The 17,147-nt window shown below is 71.6% G+C and carries 17 protein-coding genes; 9 read left to right on the top strand and 8 right to left on the bottom strand.

The window, feature by feature from the left end; translation table 11 throughout:
- The first annotated feature begins 72 nt into the window (after positions 1–72).
- The gene (locus QA802_RS21965; protein WP_334525397.1) at positions 73–1,152 is read left to right on the top strand and encodes a Rieske 2Fe-2S domain-containing protein; all 1,080 of its coding nucleotides are present in this window, start codon (positions 73–75) and stop codon (positions 1,150–1,152) included.
- Between the two features lie 88 nt (positions 1,153–1,240).
- Here the strand turns inward: QA802_RS21965 and QA802_RS21960 are convergent, their stop codons facing one another.
- Positions 1,241–2,818: a right-handed parallel beta-helix repeat-containing protein gene (locus QA802_RS21960; protein WP_334525395.1), complete on the bottom strand. Its 1,578-nt coding sequence runs from the start codon at positions 2,816–2,818 to the stop codon at positions 1,241–1,243.
- Positions 2,819–3,250: 432 nt separating this feature from the next.
- Between QA802_RS21960 and QA802_RS21955 the strand changes: the two genes are divergently transcribed.
- Positions 3,251–4,306, top strand: coding sequence for an SCO2400 family protein (locus tag QA802_RS21955; RefSeq protein WP_334525392.1), 1,056 nt, complete (start codon positions 3,251–3,253; stop codon positions 4,304–4,306).
- Positions 4,307–4,385: 79 nt separating this feature from the next.
- Here the strand turns inward: QA802_RS21955 and QA802_RS21950 are convergent, their stop codons facing one another.
- On the bottom strand, positions 4,386–4,742 hold the full coding sequence (locus QA802_RS21950) for a DUF952 domain-containing protein (protein WP_334525389.1): 357 nt from the start codon (positions 4,740–4,742) through the stop codon (positions 4,386–4,388).
- Between the two features lie 266 nt (positions 4,743–5,008).
- Here QA802_RS21950 and QA802_RS21945 point away from each other — a divergent pair, with 266 nt between their 5' ends.
- Together QA802_RS21945 and QA802_RS21940 are read left to right on the top strand one after the other, a co-directional pair.
- On the top strand, positions 5,009–5,212 hold the full coding sequence (locus QA802_RS21945) for a cold-shock protein (protein ID WP_057577999.1): 204 nt from the start codon (positions 5,009–5,011) through the stop codon (positions 5,210–5,212).
- Between the two features lie 103 nt (positions 5,213–5,315).
- Positions 5,316–6,893 carry a DEAD/DEAH box helicase gene (locus QA802_RS21940; RefSeq protein WP_334525386.1) on the top strand — a complete coding sequence of 526 codons (1,578 nt, stop codon included), beginning with the start codon at positions 5,316–5,318 and terminating at the stop codon, positions 6,891–6,893.
- Between the two features lie 42 nt (positions 6,894–6,935).
- On the opposite strand, the gene QA802_RS21935 is transcribed toward QA802_RS21940, so the two are convergent.
- The 4 genes from QA802_RS21935 to QA802_RS21920 all read right to left on the bottom strand — a co-directional run bounded on the left by QA802_RS21935 (position 6,936) and on the right by QA802_RS21920 (position 10,895).
- Positions 6,936–7,148 carry a DUF4287 domain-containing protein gene (locus QA802_RS21935; protein ID WP_334525383.1) on the bottom strand — a complete coding sequence of 71 codons (213 nt, stop codon included), beginning with the start codon at positions 7,146–7,148 and terminating at the stop codon, positions 6,936–6,938.
- A gap of 124 nt (positions 7,149–7,272) precedes the next feature.
- The gene (locus QA802_RS21930; protein ID WP_334525380.1) at positions 7,273–8,442 is read right to left on the bottom strand and encodes a sensor histidine kinase; all 1,170 of its coding nucleotides are present in this window, start codon (positions 8,440–8,442) and stop codon (positions 7,273–7,275) included.
- A 362-nt stretch (positions 8,443–8,804) separates the two neighbouring features.
- The gene (locus tag QA802_RS21925) at positions 8,805–10,190 is read right to left on the bottom strand and encodes an LCP family protein (RefSeq protein ID WP_443042160.1); all 1,386 of its coding nucleotides are present in this window, start codon (positions 10,188–10,190) and stop codon (positions 8,805–8,807) included.
- Between the two features lie 207 nt (positions 10,191–10,397).
- A complete protein-coding gene (locus QA802_RS21920) occupies positions 10,398–10,895 on the bottom strand; it encodes a hypothetical protein (RefSeq protein WP_334525375.1) in 498 nt (165 codons plus the stop codon).
- 542 nt (positions 10,896–11,437) lie between these two features.
- Between QA802_RS21920 and QA802_RS21915 the strand changes: the two genes are divergently transcribed.
- Positions 11,438–12,463, top strand: coding sequence for a glycoside hydrolase family 26 protein (locus QA802_RS21915; RefSeq protein WP_334525372.1), 1,026 nt, complete (start codon positions 11,438–11,440; stop codon positions 12,461–12,463).
- A 63-nt stretch (positions 12,464–12,526) separates the two neighbouring features.
- Complete coding sequence (locus tag QA802_RS21910) at positions 12,527–13,363, top strand: M23 family metallopeptidase (protein ID WP_334525369.1); 837 nt, start codon at positions 12,527–12,529, stop codon at positions 13,361–13,363.
- Positions 13,364–13,471: 108 nt separating this feature from the next.
- Here QA802_RS21910 and QA802_RS21905 read toward each other — a convergent pair whose 3' ends face one another.
- Positions 13,472–13,960, bottom strand: a complete 489-nt coding sequence (locus tag QA802_RS21905; protein ID WP_319165924.1) for a DUF7144 family membrane protein — start codon at positions 13,958–13,960, stop codon at positions 13,472–13,474.
- 239 nt (positions 13,961–14,199) lie between these two features.
- On the opposite strand from QA802_RS21905, the gene QA802_RS21900 reads away from it, so the two are divergent.
- Both QA802_RS21900 and QA802_RS21895 read left to right on the top strand, forming a co-directional pair.
- Positions 14,200–14,751 (top strand): hypothetical protein, encoded by a 552-nt coding sequence (locus QA802_RS21900; RefSeq protein ID WP_334525366.1) that lies wholly within the window; start codon positions 14,200–14,202, stop codon positions 14,749–14,751.
- Between the two features lie 138 nt (positions 14,752–14,889).
- Entirely contained in the window at positions 14,890–15,144 is a 255-nt protein-coding gene (locus QA802_RS21895) for a hypothetical protein (RefSeq protein WP_334525363.1), read from the top strand.
- A gap of 21 nt (positions 15,145–15,165) precedes the next feature.
- On the opposite strand, the gene QA802_RS21890 is transcribed toward QA802_RS21895, so the two are convergent.
- Entirely contained in the window at positions 15,166–15,873 is a 708-nt protein-coding gene (locus QA802_RS21890; protein WP_334525360.1) for an MOSC domain-containing protein, read from the bottom strand.
- 406 nt (positions 15,874–16,279) lie between these two features.
- On the opposite strand from QA802_RS21890, the gene QA802_RS21885 reads away from it, so the two are divergent.
- A complete protein-coding gene (locus QA802_RS21885; protein WP_334534791.1) occupies positions 16,280–17,095 on the top strand; it encodes a DUF4142 domain-containing protein in 816 nt (271 codons plus the stop codon).
- The last annotated feature ends 52 nt before the right edge of the window (positions 17,096–17,147 follow it).

Here is a 17,147-nt window from a genome sequence, read left to right as displayed (position 1 = left end):
GGCGGGGGCGGAGGCGGGTACGGGAGCGGGAGCGCTGAACACTGCGCGGACGATCTGTCCTAGCATCGGCACATGACCTTGCGTCGCGCGCATGACAAAAGCCACGGCCGCCGCTCCGGGCTGCCCACCGAGCGAGATCCGCGGGCCGACACGTATCCGATGCCCACCGTCCCGTACGGGTGGTACGCCGTACTGCGCGGCCGTGACCTGCGGGCGGGCAAGGTCGTCAGCCTGCACTACTTCGGCCGCGCGCTCATCGCCTTCCGCGGGAGCGACGGACGGGCCGCCGTGCGGGACGCGCACTGCCCGCACTACGGCGCGCACCTGGGCGTCGGCGGGAAGACCGTGGACGGCGCCGTGGAGTGCCCGTTCCACGGATGGCGGTTCGCGGCGGACGGGACGTGCGTGCACGCGCCGTTCGCGGTCCGCACCCCGAAAGCGACCCTGGGCGGCTTCCCGGTCCGCGAGCACAGCGGACTCGTCTTCGTGTACGTCGGCCCCGACCGGTCGGCGGAGCCGGACTGGGAGGTCCCCGGCATCCCGGAGACCACGTCCCGGGAGTACGCCGCACCGGTCGACGACACCTGCCGGGCGCGCGTCCACATCCAGGAGATGCGCGAGAACATCGTCGACGAGTCCCACTTCCACTACATCCACGGCCAGAGCGAACCTCCCGTCCAGGACTGGACGACGGACGGCCCGTTCGCCGAGGTGCGCGGACGGATCCGGCGGCGCGTGCTCGGGTGGGACATCGACAACACCTTCGACGCGTTCATGTACGGACCCGGGGTGATGGTGGTGCGCACCCACGGGCCCGTGCTCTCGGTGACCGCCGTCGCCCTCTCCACGCCCGTCGACGACCGCACCAGCGAACTGCGGATGCTGTATTACGTCCGCAGACCGCGCCGGGCGCCGTTCCTGACACCGGTCCTCAAGCTCGTCTTCCGGGCCGCGGCCCTGGGCGAGGTACGGCAGGAGGCGCGGATCTGGGATCACAAGATCCACCGGGCGCGTCCGGTCCTGCTCCCGCACGAGAAGGGCATCAGGGCGCTGCGCCGCTGGTACGCCCAGTTCTATCCGGAACACCAGAATCCGGAACAGCAGAATCCGGAACAGCGGATCAGGCCCGAGTCCTCCTCGACCCGGGCCTGATCCCGCACGCAAGACGGAGCCGGCGGTGCCGGTCAGCGGATGTCCATGACCGGCGGTGCCTGTCCGTGGACGTCCGCGTCGGCGTCCGTCAAAGCGTCACCTGCCTGCCTCCCAGCGTCACGACCAGGCGGCCGTCCGAGGCGAAGGACCAGCCGAGGGCGCCCGAGTACGAGGCGCACCGGCTGCCGTTGGAGCCCGTCCAGAACTGGTTGGAGCTGTCCGCGTCGCCGATGGTCTTGTCGTTCGAGCCGCTCACCGAGAACCGGCAGGACGTGTTGCCGCGGAAGACCGACGTCCCCGCGTCCCACGAGTAGTTGCGCTGGGCGTTGTCGACGCTCAGGTTGTTCGACACCGCCATGGAGCCCGGGTTGCTGTTGTAGGTGAACCCGTGCTTGCCGTTGTGGAACGCGATGCTGCGCCGCACGACGTGGTTCACGGCGATGTCGTCGCCGCCGAGCTTGTAGCCGTTGCGGTCGCCGTTGGAGTTCACGGTCCCGTCGGAGAGGGTGCCGTTGTTGTAGGACAGGGAGTCCTCGACGGTCACCGGGCCGATGGCTCCGGTGTCGGTCTTGGTGTAGAGGTCCCAGCCGTCGTCGATGTTGTTGTGCGAGACGGCGTACCGGAACACGTTTCCGGTGCCGGTGGTGAGTTTCGCGGCGAAGCCGTCGGCGTCCTCGCCGTCGGAGTCGGCGTTGTCGTGCGACTCGGCGCTCAGGATCAGGTTGCGGGCCGGCCACTGGGCGGCGGGTGTGCTGGAGGCGATCCGGCCGAGCTGGAGTCCCGTGTCGCGGTTGTAGCGGGTCACCGTGCGCTCGATGATGTTGTCGCTGCCGCCGACGTAGATCCCGTTGTCCCCGGCGCGTTCCACGACGAGACCCTTGACGTGCCAGTACGAGCCGAACAGCTGAAGCCCGCGGTTGCTCGAACTCTCGCTCTGCGCCGAGAAGTTCAGCACCGGCGTCTCACCCGGGTAGGCGGCGAGCGTGGTGCGGGCGGCCGCGGTCCCGTTGCTGGTGGCCGGGACGGTGACCGTCGAACCGTAGGCGTATGTGCCGCCGCGCAGGTAGATGGTCCCGCCGGCGGCGACCCGGCTGATCGCCGAGGTGAGGGTGGTCGGCGCGGACTGGGTGCCGGCCGCGCCGTCGGTGCCGCCCGGTGCCACGTAGAGGGCGGAGCCCGCCGGCGGTGTCGTGGTGCCCGTCACGTCGGCGTCGAGGTGGTCGACGTTGGGCAGTCCGGCGGACGTGGTGGGGCTGAGCCGGACGGTGTTGGCGCCGGCGTTGAGCGACACGGTGAGCGTTTTCGTCACCCAGGTCGACCAGGCGCCGGTGGCCTCGAAGGACGGCGTCTGCACCGTCGTGCCGTTGACGACCAGCGAGGCCGGGCGGGCGGCCGCGGTGCCGTTGGCGAAGCGGACGTTCAGCGTCGCCGTGCCGGCCGTGGCCGCGTTCACGGTGAACTGGGCATATCCGCCGGTGGAGTTGGATCCGTTGCAGAAACCGCTGCCGGAGTACCCGGTCCAGTCGGAGTCGATGGTGCCGGAGCAGACCGCCGGGGAGGACTCGGCCTCGTAGCGGGTGGTGGCGGCCTGAGCGGTGGTGCCGGACAACGCGACGATCGCGCCTGCCACCAGGCCGGCGCAGGCGATGACGGGTCTCACAAGCATGTCGTTCTCTCCATCTCCAGGACGGTGCGGGTCGTCTGCCAGAGGTGCGGAAAGCGCTTTCTCCCGGAAGCTAGGGGCGTTGCCCTGAGCACGTCAATAGACGCGTACTTGATTTCAATTCACATAGATGTACGACGGGGGTGGCGGGGGTGGCCGAAAGTGAGGCGAAGTGAGGCAAAGTCCCCGTATCAACCACGGGCGGACAGCCGCCGGGACCCGCGCCACCGCACGGCTCGGCCACGCGTCCACCGCGTGGGCCGGCCCCGCGCCCCCCGCGTGCCGACATCCCTCAACACATTCGCGCAGGAGCATCACACAGGCTGCACACAGTCCTGCTTACGACTCGTTAGCGTGGCCGTTCGACCTCCCGTGCGAACGTGATCAGGTCGCGGCCAGGGCGGAGCGACGGCACGTCAACTAGGAAGACCGCAGATGGACTACTGCTCCTCGTGTCGTCGGCATCTCAACGGAGCCCTGGTGTGTCCGGGGTGCGGTGCCTACGCGCCGGACATCGCCCCGATACCGCCCCACGGGCACGCCGTCCGGGCCGGGACCGCAGGCACCGCGTCGCCGTACGCGCCCACCGCGCCCTTCACCCCGGCCCCCTTCGCCCCGGCCCCCTTCGCCCGGGTTCCCGAGCGCGTTCCCGACCGGGCCCTCGACGTCGCCCTCGGTCTCCACGCCGTCGGAGACATCGACATCGACACCGACGCCGACGCCGGCACCGACGTCGACGTCGTTCTCACGGGCGAGACGGTCTCACCGGCCGTCGCGGCGGTGTCCGAGGCGCCGCGGGGCCGGGCGGCACGGCGGCGGCAGCTGGCCCGCTGGAAGAAGAACCAGCGGCGGGCCGTGGTCGTCACGGCCGTCACGCTCGCCAGCGGGCTGGCGGTCGCCGCGCTGGAGCGGCAGAACGGCGACCGGACCCAGGCGGCCTCGGCGCCCGAGACCCCCACCACCGCCGGTGGGGAGGAACCGACCCTGGAGCACACCGTCCCCACGGTGACCCGGTCCGACAGGCAGCTCAGCCTGCCGTCCGGCACCTCGGGGTCGCGGTCGCGGGGCTCCGGGCAGGCCCGGCAGCAGGGCACGCCGTCGGGCACCCGCCCGGACTCCGCGGGTGCGCCCGCTGACCCGGCGGCGCTGTCAGCGCCGGTGTCCCCGGGGAATCAGCGGGACCACGGATCGTCGACCTACGGCTCGACGGTCGACACGGTGTCCGGCACGAGCGGGCAGCAGTCCTCCGGTTCGACCACGCCCGGCGACTCGGGCACTTCTGACTCGACATCGACATCGACATCGGCATCGGGCTCGGGCTCGGGCTCGGACACGGGCACGGGCACGGGCACGGGCACGAACTCGTCGTCCCCGCCGTCCTCTTCGGATTCCTCGTCGTCCTCGTCGTCCTCCACCTCCGGGAAGGGCTCCGACACGGCGACCACCTCGCCGTCCGACGTCTGCCTGCTGGGCCTGATCTGCCTCAGCTGACCCTGCCCGGGTGCCGGGTGCCGGGTGCCGGACGGTGGGTGAGGCAGCGTCCGGCAGCCGGCGGCGGCTCCGGTGTCCGTCAGGCCGTCAGGCCCGTCGCCCGGCCGTCCGCGTCCCAGCGGACCTCGAGGACGCGCACCACGGCGTCCCGGTCGAGCGGTCCGAACACGTGCGGGAACAGGGTGCCGGCGAGGACCCCGGGCGGCGGAGCGGGGTCGGCCGCCTCCCACGCACACCTCGCGGTGAGCCGTTCCTCGTCGAGCACCAGCGCCAGCAGGGGCCGGGAGGCGGTCCGGTAGAACGCGTTGACGACGGCGAGCGTGGTCTCCACGTCCGGCGAGCAGTGCACGAACCCGTCCTCGGCGAGAGAAGCGGGTGCGTAGGGCCGGTCGGGCTCGGCATTCCACTCGTCCGGGCGCACCACGTGATAAATCATGATCCGTTTATACAACAGCACCCGTACGACGCTGGTCGACCACGCAACGCAACGCGACGCGTAGCGGAACGCGGAAAACTGTTCCGGCCCCTGATCCGTACCTGTGCTACCGTGAGAAAAGTGGCAGTTTCGGTTACCAGAGGCTTCAGAGTGCTCTTTCGACCTTCCGTCGACGGGCACTCTTTTTGTTTTTGGGGCTTTTCTGATGCTGCGACACCGGTTCCGCAAGGTGCGGGCACCGGGCATTGCCCCAAAGGAGATACAGCATGGCATCTGGCACCGTGAAGTGGTTCAACTCGGAAAAGGGCTTCGGCTTCATCGAGCAGGAGGGTGGCGGCCCGGACGTCTTCGCCCACTACTCGAACATCGCCACGTCCGGCTTCCGTGAGCTTCAGGAAGGCCAGAAGGTCACCTTCGACGTGACGCAGGGCCAGAAGGGCCCGCAGGCGGAGAACATCCTCCCCGCCTGAACCGTCGTCTGAGTCTGTTTCAAGCGGACGACACGACCGGGGCCCGCACTCCTGAGTGCGGGCCCCGGTTCATGGCGTCCGGCAGTTTCGAGAAAGGCACCAGATGAACCGCAACAGCTCGGTCCGCTCCCGTACGGACCGGCGCCAGGGCGCGCCCTCCCGTACGGCCAAAGCCGGACGGAGCGGACGCGGGAGCCGACCCGCCGCGTCCGGCGGCGAGTTCGCGGTGCCGGTGACCCTCACCCCGGCGCTGCCGCCGGTCGAGGCGTTCGCCGAACTCGACATGCCCGAGCGGCTGCTGGCCGCGCTCGACGCCGAGGGCGTCACCACGCCGTTCCCGATCCAGGGCGCGACGCTGCCGAACTCGCTGGCCGGCCGGGACGTCCTGGGCCGCGGCCGCACCGGCTCCGGAAAGACCCTCGCCTTCGGCCTCGCCCTGCTCGCCCGCACCGCGGGACAGCGCGCCGAGCCGCGCCAGCCGCTGGCCCTCGTCCTCGTCCCCACCCGCGAGCTGGCCCAGCAGGTCAACGACGCCCTCACCCCTTACGCCCGGGCTCTGCGCCTGCGCATCGCCACGGTCGTCGGCGGACTGTCCATCGGCCGGCAGGCGAGCGCCCTGCGCGGCGGCGCCGAAGTCGTCGTCGCCACCCCGGGACGCCTCAAGGACCTCATCGACCGGGACGACTGCCGGCTGGACCAGGTCGCCGTCACCGTCCTCGACGAAGCCGACCAGATGGCCGACATGGGCTTCATGCCGCAGGTGACGCGACTGCTCGACCTGGTGCGCCCCGACGGCCAGCGGCTGCTGTTCTCGGCGACGCTGGACCGCAACGTCGACCGGCTGGTGCGCAACTACCTGCACGACCCCGTCGTCCACTCCGTCGACCCGTCCGCGGGCGCGGTGACCACGATGGACCACCACCTGCTGCACGTGGAGGACGAGGACAAGCACGCCACGACGACGGAGATCGCCGCCCGCGACGGCCGGACGATCATGTTCCTGGACACCAAGCACGCGGCGGACCGGCTGGCCAAGAAGCTGCTGGCGGTCGGTGTCCGCGCGGCCGCCCTGCACGGCGGCAAGTCCCAGTCGCAGCGCACCCGCACCCTGACCCAGTTCAAGGACGGGCACGTCCGGGTGCTGGTGGCGACCAACGTCGCCGCCCGCGGCATCCACGTCGACAACCTCGACCTCGTCGTCAACGTCGACCCGCCCGGCGACCACAAGGACTACCTGCACCGCGGCGGCCGCACCGCCCGCGCCGGCGAGTCCGGCACCGTCGTCACCCTCGTCCTGCCCCACCAGCGCCGTGAGATGACCCGTCTCATGGCCGACGCCGGCATCACCCCGCAGACCACCCAGGTCCGCTCCGGGGGCACCGAGCTGAACCGGATCACCGGGGCGCAGACGCCGTCCGGCGTGCCCGTCGTGCTCACCCCGCCGCCCACCGCCGAAGCCCGTCCCGCCACCCGCAAGAACCCGGCCCGTGGGGGCGGACAGCGCGGCGGCGGACAGCGCGGCGGCGGCGACCGGAACGGCTCCCAGCGCGGCAACTCCGAGCGCGGCGGCTCCGAGCGTGGTGGCTCCGATCGCAGCGGGTCGGCTTCCCGCCCCCGTCGGCCCGCACAGGGCCGCCGCCGCTCACCCGCCAAGGGCACCGGCACGGCGGGCGGCCGCTGAGGGTCCGCCCGGGGCCCGGCTGATCGCCGGGTCCGGCCCGGCTCACGCCTGGGCGTCCTCCGCCAGGGTGTGCGCGACCAGCGCGTTGGCGTGACCGTGGCCCAGGCCGTGCTCCGTCTTGAGCCAGGAGACCAGTTCCATGTGCCGCGTCAGCGGCGAGGAGCGGATCAGCGTCTTCCACTCGGCGATCGCGCGGCCGTACTTCTTCTCGATGGACGGGAAGTAACTGGCGGGCCCCTGCACGGATGCGGTCATCGCGATCGCGTCCCTTCGTCGTCTTCGTCTCAGCTTCGGCAACCGCTCTTTCCCTCTTCGACCGGCACCGGAGCGCAAAGTGATCGCGGAGCGGACGAAAACGTATGTGACCTGCATCACCCTGTCAGTGGGCCGGGAAGAGGGCGCGGACCTGCCATCCGTGGCCGGACGGCAGCGGGCCGGTGCTCAGGTCTCCGCCCAGCGCCGTGACCCGCTCCCGCAGGCCGACCAGGCCGAAGCCGCCGCCGTGCGCCTCGGCGGGCAGCGGTGCGCCGCCGTGGCCGTCGTCGACCACGGTGACGTCGAGCCGCTCGCCGTCGAGGCCGAGGCGGACGGTGACGGCGGACGCGTCCGCCGCGTGCCGCCGCACGTTCGTCAGCGCCTCCTGGACGACGCGGAAGGCGGCGGCCTGCACCTCGTGCGGGAGGTCGTCGTGGACGGCGGGGGAACGGCGGAGGACGACCCGCTGGCCGGGCCGTCCCCCGAAGTTCTCGACGAGGCCGGTGATGCCGGCCAGGTCGCCGACGGGCCGCCGGTCGGCCTCGGGCGTGTCCCGCAGGACCCCGACCGTGCGCCGCATGGAGGCGAGCGCCTCGGTGGCGGCGCGTTCGATGCCGGCGAGGACCGGGTCGAGCTGCTCGGACCGGTCCGGCCCGGCGGTCGTCATCATGCGTGCCACCTGCGTCTGCACGAGGATCCCGGTGACGTGGTGGGCGACGAAATCGTGCAGGTCGGCGGCGATGGCGAGGCGTTCCTCACGGCGGGTGTCCTCGACGGCGACGGTACGGCGGTAGTCGAGCGACCGCAGGTAGGCGGCGAGCCCGGCGACGAGCAGGACGAGCACCAGCCCGACGACGACGTAGGCGAGCCCCGCGCCGTCCTGGGACCACAGCGGCCAGAACTGGCGGCACGGCGTGGCGAGGAAGGCGAGCGCGTCCAGCCCGCCGCAGGCCAGGAGCCAGCGCGGCGGACAGTGCCGTACGGCGACGAAGAGGAGGCACAGCAGGATGACGAGCTCGCCCGGCCCGAAGGGGGCCGTGCGGCCCTCGACCACCGCCGCGGCCGTGTACAGGGCGGACAGCAGCGCGGGCACGGTGGTGCGCAGCTGCGGGGTGAGCCATGCGGGTCGGCGGGAGGCGGGCCACAGCACGGCGGCGAGGCCGACGACGAGGAGCGCCACCGGACCCCACAGGCGGCCCTCCGCGTCGGCGATCATCAGGTCGAGGACGCAGGCCGCCAGCAGCGCGCCGACCACCGCACCCCGTGCACTGCCCCGCAGCCAGGCTGATCTCATGCTCTTCACGGTAGGCGGGGACGCGGCGAACGGTATCGGCCGAACGGTCGAGGCGGCACGGCCGGGACGGCGGCTACCGTTCCCGGCCCGCGTGGCGGCAGATCCCGCGCGCTGCACTCAGCGCCGGGCCGCAGGGCGGCGGGGGGAACGAGAACGAGCCTCACCCCGTTGACACGGGATGAGGCTCGTTTCCATGGAGCGCCGGGCAGGCCTTGCACCTGCATCTCCCCGCAGGAAGCGGGGCGTCTTTCCTTGGACCACCAACGCAGAGGTCGTTCACCGTTTCTGTTTCCGGTGACCGGCTCAAGATCAACCTTACCCCATTTCCGGAGCCCTGTTGACCAAGTACGGCCGCGAAACGATCAGGTGACGTCCTCGACCTTCAACTCCGGTCCGACGACGAGGGTGACGACCCCCGCAGCGGCCGAAGCATCCGCGGTGGCACGCAGGTTGGGCAGCCGGGACGCGAGAACGGCGGCCTTGGTCTCGAGGCCCGCCGGATAGCTGACGGTCGTCCTGGCCACCGTCGCGGGGGCGTTGCCCGTGCCGGTGACGGTGTAGCCGGCCGTCCGCAGCTTCTCCGCGACGGCCGCCGCGCGACCGGAGACGCCGGTGCCGTTCAGCACCTGGACCCGCACGCTGGAGGCGTACACCACGTTCTTCTTCGCCGCGTCCAACTGCGCCTTGGTGACCTCCTTGTCCTTGGCCAGGGAGGTGAACAGGTCGGCGGCCTGCGGGTACTGCCACACGACGTTGGCAAGGTCGGTGGGCTTGTCGGCGACGCGTCCGTAGTTGGGCACGGTGAGGAAGCTCAGACGCTCGCTGGGGATCCCCTTGAGCTCGTCGGCGAGCCCGTACAACTGCTTGATGCCGGCCATGTCGGGGTCGGTGGTGAGGGACTTGGTGATCGCCTGGAGGAAGCCGTACATCGCGTCGGGGCTGGTGAGCTTGGCCTTGGCCTTCTTGGCCAGCGCGTCCATGAACTCCTGCTGACGCCCGATGCGTCCGATGTCGGAGTTGTCACCGACCCCGTAGCGGGCGCGGACGTAACCCAGCGCCTTCTCGCCCTTGACGGTCTGACAGCCGGCCTCCATGTCCAGACGGGCCTTCTCGGAGTGGATGGCCTGCTTCGGGCAGACCTCGATGCCCTCGAGCGCGTCGACCATTCCCTTGAAGCCGGAGAAGTCGACCGACATGAAGTGGTCGATGCGCAGACCGGAGTTGGCCTCGACGGTCTTGATGCTGCACGCGGCGGCCTCGGCGACCTTGTTGTTGCTGCCGCCGATCGCGAAGGCCTCGTTGATCTTGTAGTGGTGCGGGCGGGACGACGTGCCGTCGCCCTTCTCACACCCGGGTATCTCCACCCACGAGTCGCGCGGAAAGGACACCACCGACGCCCACTTACGGTCCGCCGGTATGTGCAGCACCATCAGCGTGTCGGACTGCATGGTGGTCAGGTCCTTGCCGTACTTGGCGTTCGCGCCGTCACGGCTGTCGGACCCGACGATCATGATGTTCTTCGAGCCGGGGCTGAGGTTCTGCGGCCGGTTGTCGCCCAGCTTGTCGTCGACCTCGGCGGAGGTGATGTTGTCGTTGAGGTCGTACCAGATCCACGCGCCGGCCCCGCCTGCCCCGAGGAGGACGACGGCGCTCACCCCCGCGCCCCAGGCGACGACGCGCCCGCGCCGGGTCAGCCGCGTACCGCCGGACCGGCCCGCCGCCCTGCTCCCCCCGCCTGTCTCCCGCACCGGTACATGCCCACGCCTTCTCGTTCCGCTCACCGGCGCTCGCCCCTCCGCCTCGGCCGTTCCACCCCGTACACCGTGCTCGGATCTCCGGCGTCGGTCACCGCCGAACGCCGAAACCCTGCACACAAGCAGGAATACGTCCGAGAAAGCACAGTCGCCTCAGAAGACGAGCGAACCCACACAAGGGTTGCCCCGACCCGATGTCGGTCAGGAGGTCGGGCGGCTCGGGGCCGGGCAGGTGTGACCGTCGTCCGGCAGGCCCAGCGCGTGCAGCGTCGGCTCGCCGGCCTCGGGGACGACGAAGGCGAAGGCGGCCCGCGTCGACGGGATCCGCAGGGTGCGCTGGTCGCGGAAGGTGAGGCCGGCGTCCAGCTCCCAGGGGCAGGCCGCGCGGTCCAGGGCGGCCACGATCTCCGCGTGGGCCGGCTCGCCGGGGAACGTGCCCGCGTGGCCGGGCAGCTCGACCGTGTCGGTCCAGGTCTGGACGGACACCATCCGCACCTCACGGCACGGGCAGACGAACACCTCCAGGTCGCCGTAGCCGAAGAGGCGGGACCGTCGGCGACTGCGGCTGCGGCGGCTCATCGGGACCACCTCGCGCGGCTCGCCCAGGGCCGCCGTGACGTCGTCCCAGGAGGCGCCTACGTGCACCGGGCCCAGGCGGCCGGTCAGGGCGACGGAGGCGAGGAGGTCGGCGAGCGTCATCGGCGGAGCGTCGCATCGGGTCGGGACCGCTGTCCAGCCGACAGGCATCGGCGGTGGTGGGAGCGCCGGCGTCGGATGCGCTCATGCTCGTGCCCATCCTGCGTGATCACCGCCGCCGACGTCCCGCCTGCCGAAGGGAGTCACAACGGACCGAAGGGAGTTACAGCGGTCCGAGACAGTTACAGCGGCGGCGAGGTCACAGGCCGTACCTTCCCTTCAGGTGGCGCCAGAAGTCGCGGAACATCCATTCTCCTCGTGTGGGTACGGGATTCACGTGCTGTGCGAGGTGATCCGTGCGGTCTGCGCGGTCTGCGCGGTTGTGCGGTCTGCGCGGTCTGCGCGGTTGTGCGGTCTGCGCGGTCTGCGCGGTTGTGCGGTCGTGCACTGCGCTTTGAGCGGTTGAGCGGGCCCGGTTGTTCACTCGCTCGCTCGTTCGTGGGTTGCCGCCCGGAAGGGAGAGGTCGCCCGGCAGGGGTGTCCCGTCCGGGTGGTTCTGGAGCGAGTCCGGGGTCGGGTGCGGGCGGGGGCGTCATCCTGTGCCGGTGTTCCGCTCCCCGCGCGCCCTCCCTGCCCTGACCGCGCTGCTCGCCGCCCTCGTGCTGCTGGCCGGGCCCGCGTGCGTGCCCGTCGGGCGGGGGGCCGGGACGGCGACCGGGGCGTTCGGGGCGTACGTCGGGTACGACGACGTCGGGGTGCGGCGGATCGCCGGGCTGGACGAGTGGCTGGGCGTCGCCACGCCCCGGGTCGGGCACGCCTATCTGCCCGGCGACCGGTGGAGCAACATCGAGGGGGCGCCCGGCTACCTGGAGTACTGGGCGCGGTGGAGGCAGGAGCGCGCCGACCGGATGTTCGTGCTCAACGTGCCGATGCTGGAGGGGACCGAGGACCACGTGCCCGACGCGGTCGTGCGGGAGGAGCTGCGCAGGGGGGCGCGCGGCGACTACGACGGGCACTTCCGGGCGTTGGCCCGGCGGCTCGTCGGGCTCGGGCTGCCGGACGCGGTACTGGTGGTGGGCTGGGAGATGAACGGGACCACGTACACCCATCGGTGCGGGCCCGACCCGCGGGCCTGGAAGCGGTACTGGGTCAGGATCGTGGAGGCCGTGCGGTCGGTGCCGGGAGGCGGACGCTTCCGGTTCGACTTCACGCCCAGCCGGGGACGGGACGCCGTCCCCTGGACCGCCTGCTACCCGGGCGACGCGCACGTCGACGTCGTCGGCATGGACGCCTACGACCAGCCCGCCGGCATGTCCTTCGCGGAGCAGGTCTCCGAGCCCTACGGCCTGGCCGCGCACGTCCGGTTCGCGCGGGCGCACGGCAAGCCGGTGTCGTATCCCGAGTGGGGGCTGTTCCGTAACGGCGACGACCCGGAGTACATGCGCGGCATGCTCGACTGGTTCGCCGCGCACCGGCCGCTGTACCAGACCATCAGCGACTACTGTCCGCACGGCGTGTGGCGGTGCGCCGACAACCCTCGTTCCTCAGCCGTCTACCGCTCCCTGGTGGGCGCGGGGGCGGGACGGGGAACGGGAGCGACGGCAGGGGCGGGAGCGGGGCCGTTCGGCTGAAACCGGGGTGTCCGTGCGGCCGGGTGCCGCCCTTTGACCCGCCACCGGTCTGATGATCCGGAAATGGGACGAGAACATCATGCGCGCTTCCCACGGAGGCGTACGCCTACGCCTACGCGGACGCGGGCGCGCCTCAGCGCCGCGACCGGGGCCGCCTTCCTCGCTCTCCTGCTGACGGCGCTCGCCGCCCTGCCCGCCGCAGCGGGCGGCGACGGACACCGCAACCAGGCCGTCCTGGCCGTCCGCACGCACGAGAAGGCGCGCGAGCGGGTCGACCGGCTGCGCGAGGCCGACGCCCTCCCCGAGGCCGTCGAAAGGGCCGAGGAGCGCCGGAAGGCCGTCCGCTCCGACCTGTGGGACCTGCTCCGGGCGAGGGCCAGGGCGTCCGGCGACCCGGTCGCCGTCGACCCGTCCGGGCGCTCGGGCCGCCGCTGTCCCTTCGGAAGCCGCAGCCGGGCGCCCGAGCAGCACTCCACCGGCTGGACGGCCCCGACGCGCCGCTACTGGCTCTCCGCCGGCTACGCCGCGAAGGGCTCCCGCTGGGCCCGCCGCCACACCGGCCAGGACTTCGCGGTGGACTCCGGCACCCCCGTGTACGCCGTCGGCTCCGGCGTCGTACGGGTCACCACCTGCGGGGACGGCTTCGGCAACCAGGTCCTGGTGCGGCACGGGGACGGCTACTTCACGCAGTACGCCCACCTGTCGCGCATCGACGTGCGCCGGGACCAGCGGGTGGCGGCCGGCCAACGCCTCGGGCTGTCCGGCGCGTCCGGCAACGTCACCGGCCCGCACCTGCACTTCGAGGTGCGGATCACCCCGTACCTGGGGTCCCAGGTGCCGCCCCTGCCGTGGCTGCGCCGCAAGGACGTGCAGGTGTCGGGAGCGCCGGCCCTCCCCTGACGCCCCGACGCCCGAGCACCCGAGCACCCGATCACCCGGACGCCCGATCACCCGGACGCCCGGACGCCCGGGCTCGCGGACAGGTGCCAGGTCGGTGCCAGGTCGGTGTCAGGCCTGGAGGGGGCGGTAGGAGGCCAGGGCCCAGATGACGAAGACGTCGATGGCGATCTGAATGACCGCCCAGACCGGCGCGTACGGCAGGAACAGGAACTGCAGGATCAGGCTCAGCGACGCCAGCACGATGCCGCTGATCCGGGCCCACTCCGCCTTCTCCACCCCCATCAGCAGCCCCCAGCCGGTCGCCGTGGCCACGATGCCCACGATCAGCAGGACCCAGCCCCAGCCGGTGAGGTTCATCTCGTACACGTAGCTGCCGACCCGGGAGTAGACGTCGTCCTCGGCGATCGCGGCGATGCCCTGGAAAATGGCGAGGACACCGCTGACGAACATCAGCACACCGCCGAAGACGACCCCGCCGGCGGCCAGCCCGCTGCCGGCCGGGGGCGCGGCCCAGGCCGGCGTGCCGGTGCCCTGGTGGGACGGGTCCCACACCGGCGACCCGTGCGACGAAGGCTGGGAGTGCGGCTGGTCGCTCATGGGGCTACCCCGTTTCTGTCTCGGCGACTTTCCCTCGACCATCCGTCCGGGTGGGGGCTGCCACCACGGGGGTGCGCCGTTCGGGTGGGCCGGCATGCGGGCGGGACGGTCCGCGCCTTCACTGGAGATGCCGAGAACACGGGTCCGCGAACACGGGTCCGCGATCGACCCGCGATCGACCCGCGACCGGAACCCCCGACCGGAACCCGCGACCGACCCGCTACCGACCTGGAGGCGTGATGGCAACGAACCGCAGAAGCCGGAAGAGGGGACTCCGGGGACTCCGTCCGGCGGCGGTTCGGTGCGCGGCCCTACTGACGGGTCTCGCCGCGCTCACCACGCTCACCGGCTGTTCGGGGGACGACACCCCGTCGTCCGTTGCCAGCAAGGCCGCCTCCGCCGCGAAGTCGGTGGGCGGTCAGGCCACCGCGGCCGCCTCCTCGCTCGCCTCGGAGGCCTCGGAGGCGTTCTCGTCGGCGACGGCGGAGGTGGGCCGCAAGCTCGACGGGATCGAGGGCGGCGTCGACGCCAAGGGCGACGTGAAGCTCGGCACGCCGACCGCCGACGGCGACCGCAGCGCGGTCGAGGTGACCGTCACCAACAGCGCCGACTCGACGAAGTCCTTCGCCGTCGAGGTGGACTTCAAGGACTCCGGCGGCAAGCTGCTCGACTCCGTGCTCGTCACCGTCACCGACGTCCCGGCCGGCAAGACCGCCAAGGCCATCGCCCGCAGCCACCGCGCGCTCTCCGGCGAGGTGAAGGCGGAGGCGGCGCGGGCGGTGCGGTACTGACGCGGACCTGTCCGGACTCCGGCGGGCATCCGCGTCAGGCCGTCCAGAAGGGGACGGCCTTCACATCACGCACACATAACTCCCGGAATTGTGGCCTCCGTCACAGCGGGAGCAGGCCGCGAGTGCTGAAGTGGCGCGATGATCCATCTCGTCATCCGCGTCCTCCCCTTCTGGGTGCGCGAACCCCTGCTCGTCGTCTTCGGCGCCGTCTTCAGCGGCTTCCTCTTCTACGCGGCCGTCCGGGACAGCGAGTGGAAGATGGCGGCCATCGGCGCGGCCGTCGTCCTCTTCACCGCGATCCGCCTGCACACCATCAACCGCGCCCTCCAGGAACGCCGCCAGACCAAGGCCATGGACGGCACGAAGCACGTCGAGCACGCCGAGGGCGTCTAGGCAGGGCGTCCAGGCGGGCGTCTAGGACGGCTCGGGGCGTACCGCCACCTCGTCGCCGACCGCTATCCTCCCCGGCCGCCGGACCTGGAAGTACGCGCCGAAGGCGAGCCCGCCGTCGGCGTCCGCCCGGCGGTAGTCCGCCAGGGTGCGCAGGGGTTCCGGGCCGGCGCGGCGGCCGGTGCGCTGGTCGACCATGGTGATCGCGCAGCGGATCGTTTCCTCCGTGAAGGCCAACTCCGTGCCGGCGACTGCGAGGCGGGCGGCGCGGTCCTCGGTGTGGGGCGCGTCCCAGCCGTCCACGACAAGGTTGGGACGGAAGCGGTTCATCGGGAGAGGGGCGGCTCCCCGGGCGGCGAGCCGACGGTTCAGGGCGTCCAGGCTGGCCCGCGAGACCACGTGCAGACGGCCGGCGTTGCCCTCCGGGGTCCGGACGAGCGTACTCGGGACGCCCAGGAACTCCGTGAGCCAGGCGTGCACGTCCGGGCTGTCCGCCCGCACCGGGTCCCGGCCCGGCGCGCGCAGCGTCACCTCGCCGTCGCTCGACTCCGGGGAGATCAACGCCATCCGGGGGTCACCCCACTGCCAGCGCAACTCGCCCTTCTCGTCGGCGATCGCGTAGGTGCGGTCGTGCGGCACACCGGTCGACGTCAGCGTCGCCTCGGTGAGTGTCGCCCCCGCGCATCCCTTCACCGGGTAGTACGTGATCTCGGTCAGTCGCGCCGTGCTCATCCCCATGCCCCCCTTTTGGTCCTTCGGCCTGATGGGGCGGCAGACCGGCCGCCTCGCTGCCCGCGCCGGCCGCCTCGCTGCCCGCGTCGGCCGCCCGCAATGCGTCGTCCTCCTCCACCAGCAGGTCGTTGAAGCAGGCGTCCACGGCGGTCCAGGTCTGCTGCACGGCAGGTCCCCTCTCGGTCCCGTGAGTTGCTTGCACGCGTTGCTTGCTTGAAGTGCCGCGCTAGTTCCTTTTGAGAACTTACTTGTCGTCCTGTGCACCGTCCATCAACTTTTCGGCGGGCCCGATGAGTCCGAACGGCTCCGCGCACGTACTTCTCTCCGTCCGGATCCCCACCGGGCGACGACACGACGGCGGATTCCCCGACGGGCAGGAGGAACGGTGGCACTTTCACGCAACATGATGGGAACTATTTTCGTGGGGGGCGCGCTGACCCTGACACTCAGCGCCCTCGCGTACCCGTCGATGCTCGGCCTGGACAACGTGTCGAACTCGGGTGACCGGATCATCGCCAACACCCAGTGGGGGCCCCTGACCGAGAGCGACCGCGCCTTCGTGGTGGCGGTGCGGGCCGCCGGCCTGTGGGAGTACCCGGTCGGGCAGATCGGGCTGCAGAAGGGGCAGAGCAAGGCCGTCCTCATCGCCAGCCAGCACCTCATCGACGGGCACGCGGCGCTGGACGAGAGCTGCCGCAAGCTCGCGCCGATGCTGAACATCACGATCCCCAACGTGGCCAGCCCGCAGCAGGAGGGGTTCGTCAACACCCTCAAGGCGGACCAGGGCAAGCAGTTCGACGTCGACTTCGCCAACATCCTGCGCATGACGCACGGGTCGATCTTCAACACCATCGCGAAGGTCCGCTCGACGACGAAGAACACGCTGATCCGCTCCCTCGCCGACCAGGCCAACAACACCGTCCTGGACCACATCACGGTGATGGAGAAGACCGGCCTGGTCGACTTCGACACCACGCTGTTCACCCAGACCACCCCGCCGAAGCTGCCCAAGGCGGACACGACGCCGCCGGTGCCGCCCGCCGGCCAGCCGCTGATCGTCCTCACCCCACCGCCGAACGCCACCTCCACACCGATCGACCTGAGCGGCGTGAACGGGCAGATCCCCGGCCAGGCCGACAACGGAGGCCAGGCAGGCATCGGCGGACAAGCCGGCACCGGAGGCCAGGCCGGTACGGGTGGCCAGGCCAACAACGGCGGATAGACGCAGACGGCGGGTTCGGCGGGCAGGCTGACCACCCGGACCGGGCAGTCAC

It is taken from the genome of Streptomyces sp. B21-105, assembly GCF_036898465.1.
Lineage (GTDB): Bacteria > Actinomycetota > Actinomycetes > Streptomycetales > Streptomycetaceae > Streptomyces.
This window is presented reverse-complemented; position numbering and strand designations above follow the sequence as displayed.

Coding starts and splice junctions, on each gene's coding strand:
- QA802_RS21965 (WP_334525397.1), top strand. CDS start 73: ATGACCTTGCGTCGCGCGCATGACAAAAGCCACGGCCGCCGCTCCGGG.
- QA802_RS21960 (WP_334525395.1), bottom strand. CDS start 2,818: ATGCTTGTGAGACCCGTCATCGCCTGCGCCGGCCTGGTGGCAGGCGCG.
- QA802_RS21955 (WP_334525392.1), top strand. CDS start 3,251: ATGGACTACTGCTCCTCGTGTCGTCGGCATCTCAACGGAGCCCTGGTG.
- QA802_RS21950 (WP_334525389.1), bottom strand. CDS start 4,742: ATGATTTATCACGTGGTGCGCCCGGACGAGTGGAATGCCGAGCCCGAC.
- QA802_RS21945 (WP_057577999.1), top strand. CDS start 5,009: ATGGCATCTGGCACCGTGAAGTGGTTCAACTCGGAAAAGGGCTTCGGC.
- QA802_RS21940 (WP_334525386.1), top strand. CDS start 5,316: ATGAACCGCAACAGCTCGGTCCGCTCCCGTACGGACCGGCGCCAGGGC.
- QA802_RS21935 (WP_334525383.1), bottom strand. CDS start 7,148: ATGACCGCATCCGTGCAGGGGCCCGCCAGTTACTTCCCGTCCATCGAG.
- QA802_RS21930 (WP_334525380.1), bottom strand. CDS start 8,442: ATGAGATCAGCCTGGCTGCGGGGCAGTGCACGGGGTGCGGTGGTCGGC.
- QA802_RS21920 (WP_334525375.1), bottom strand. CDS start 10,895: ATGACGCTCGCCGACCTCCTCGCCTCCGTCGCCCTGACCGGCCGCCTG.
- QA802_RS21910 (WP_334525369.1), top strand. CDS start 12,527: ATGGGACGAGAACATCATGCGCGCTTCCCACGGAGGCGTACGCCTACG.
- QA802_RS21905 (WP_319165924.1), bottom strand. CDS start 13,960: ATGAGCGACCAGCCGCACTCCCAGCCTTCGTCGCACGGGTCGCCGGTG.
- QA802_RS21900 (WP_334525366.1), top strand. CDS start 14,200: ATGGCAACGAACCGCAGAAGCCGGAAGAGGGGACTCCGGGGACTCCGT.
- QA802_RS21895 (WP_334525363.1), top strand. CDS start 14,890: ATGATCCATCTCGTCATCCGCGTCCTCCCCTTCTGGGTGCGCGAACCC.
- QA802_RS21890 (WP_334525360.1), bottom strand. CDS start 15,873: ATGAGCACGGCGCGACTGACCGAGATCACGTACTACCCGGTGAAGGGA.
- QA802_RS21885 (WP_334534791.1), top strand. CDS start 16,280: ATGGGAACTATTTTCGTGGGGGGCGCGCTGACCCTGACACTCAGCGCC.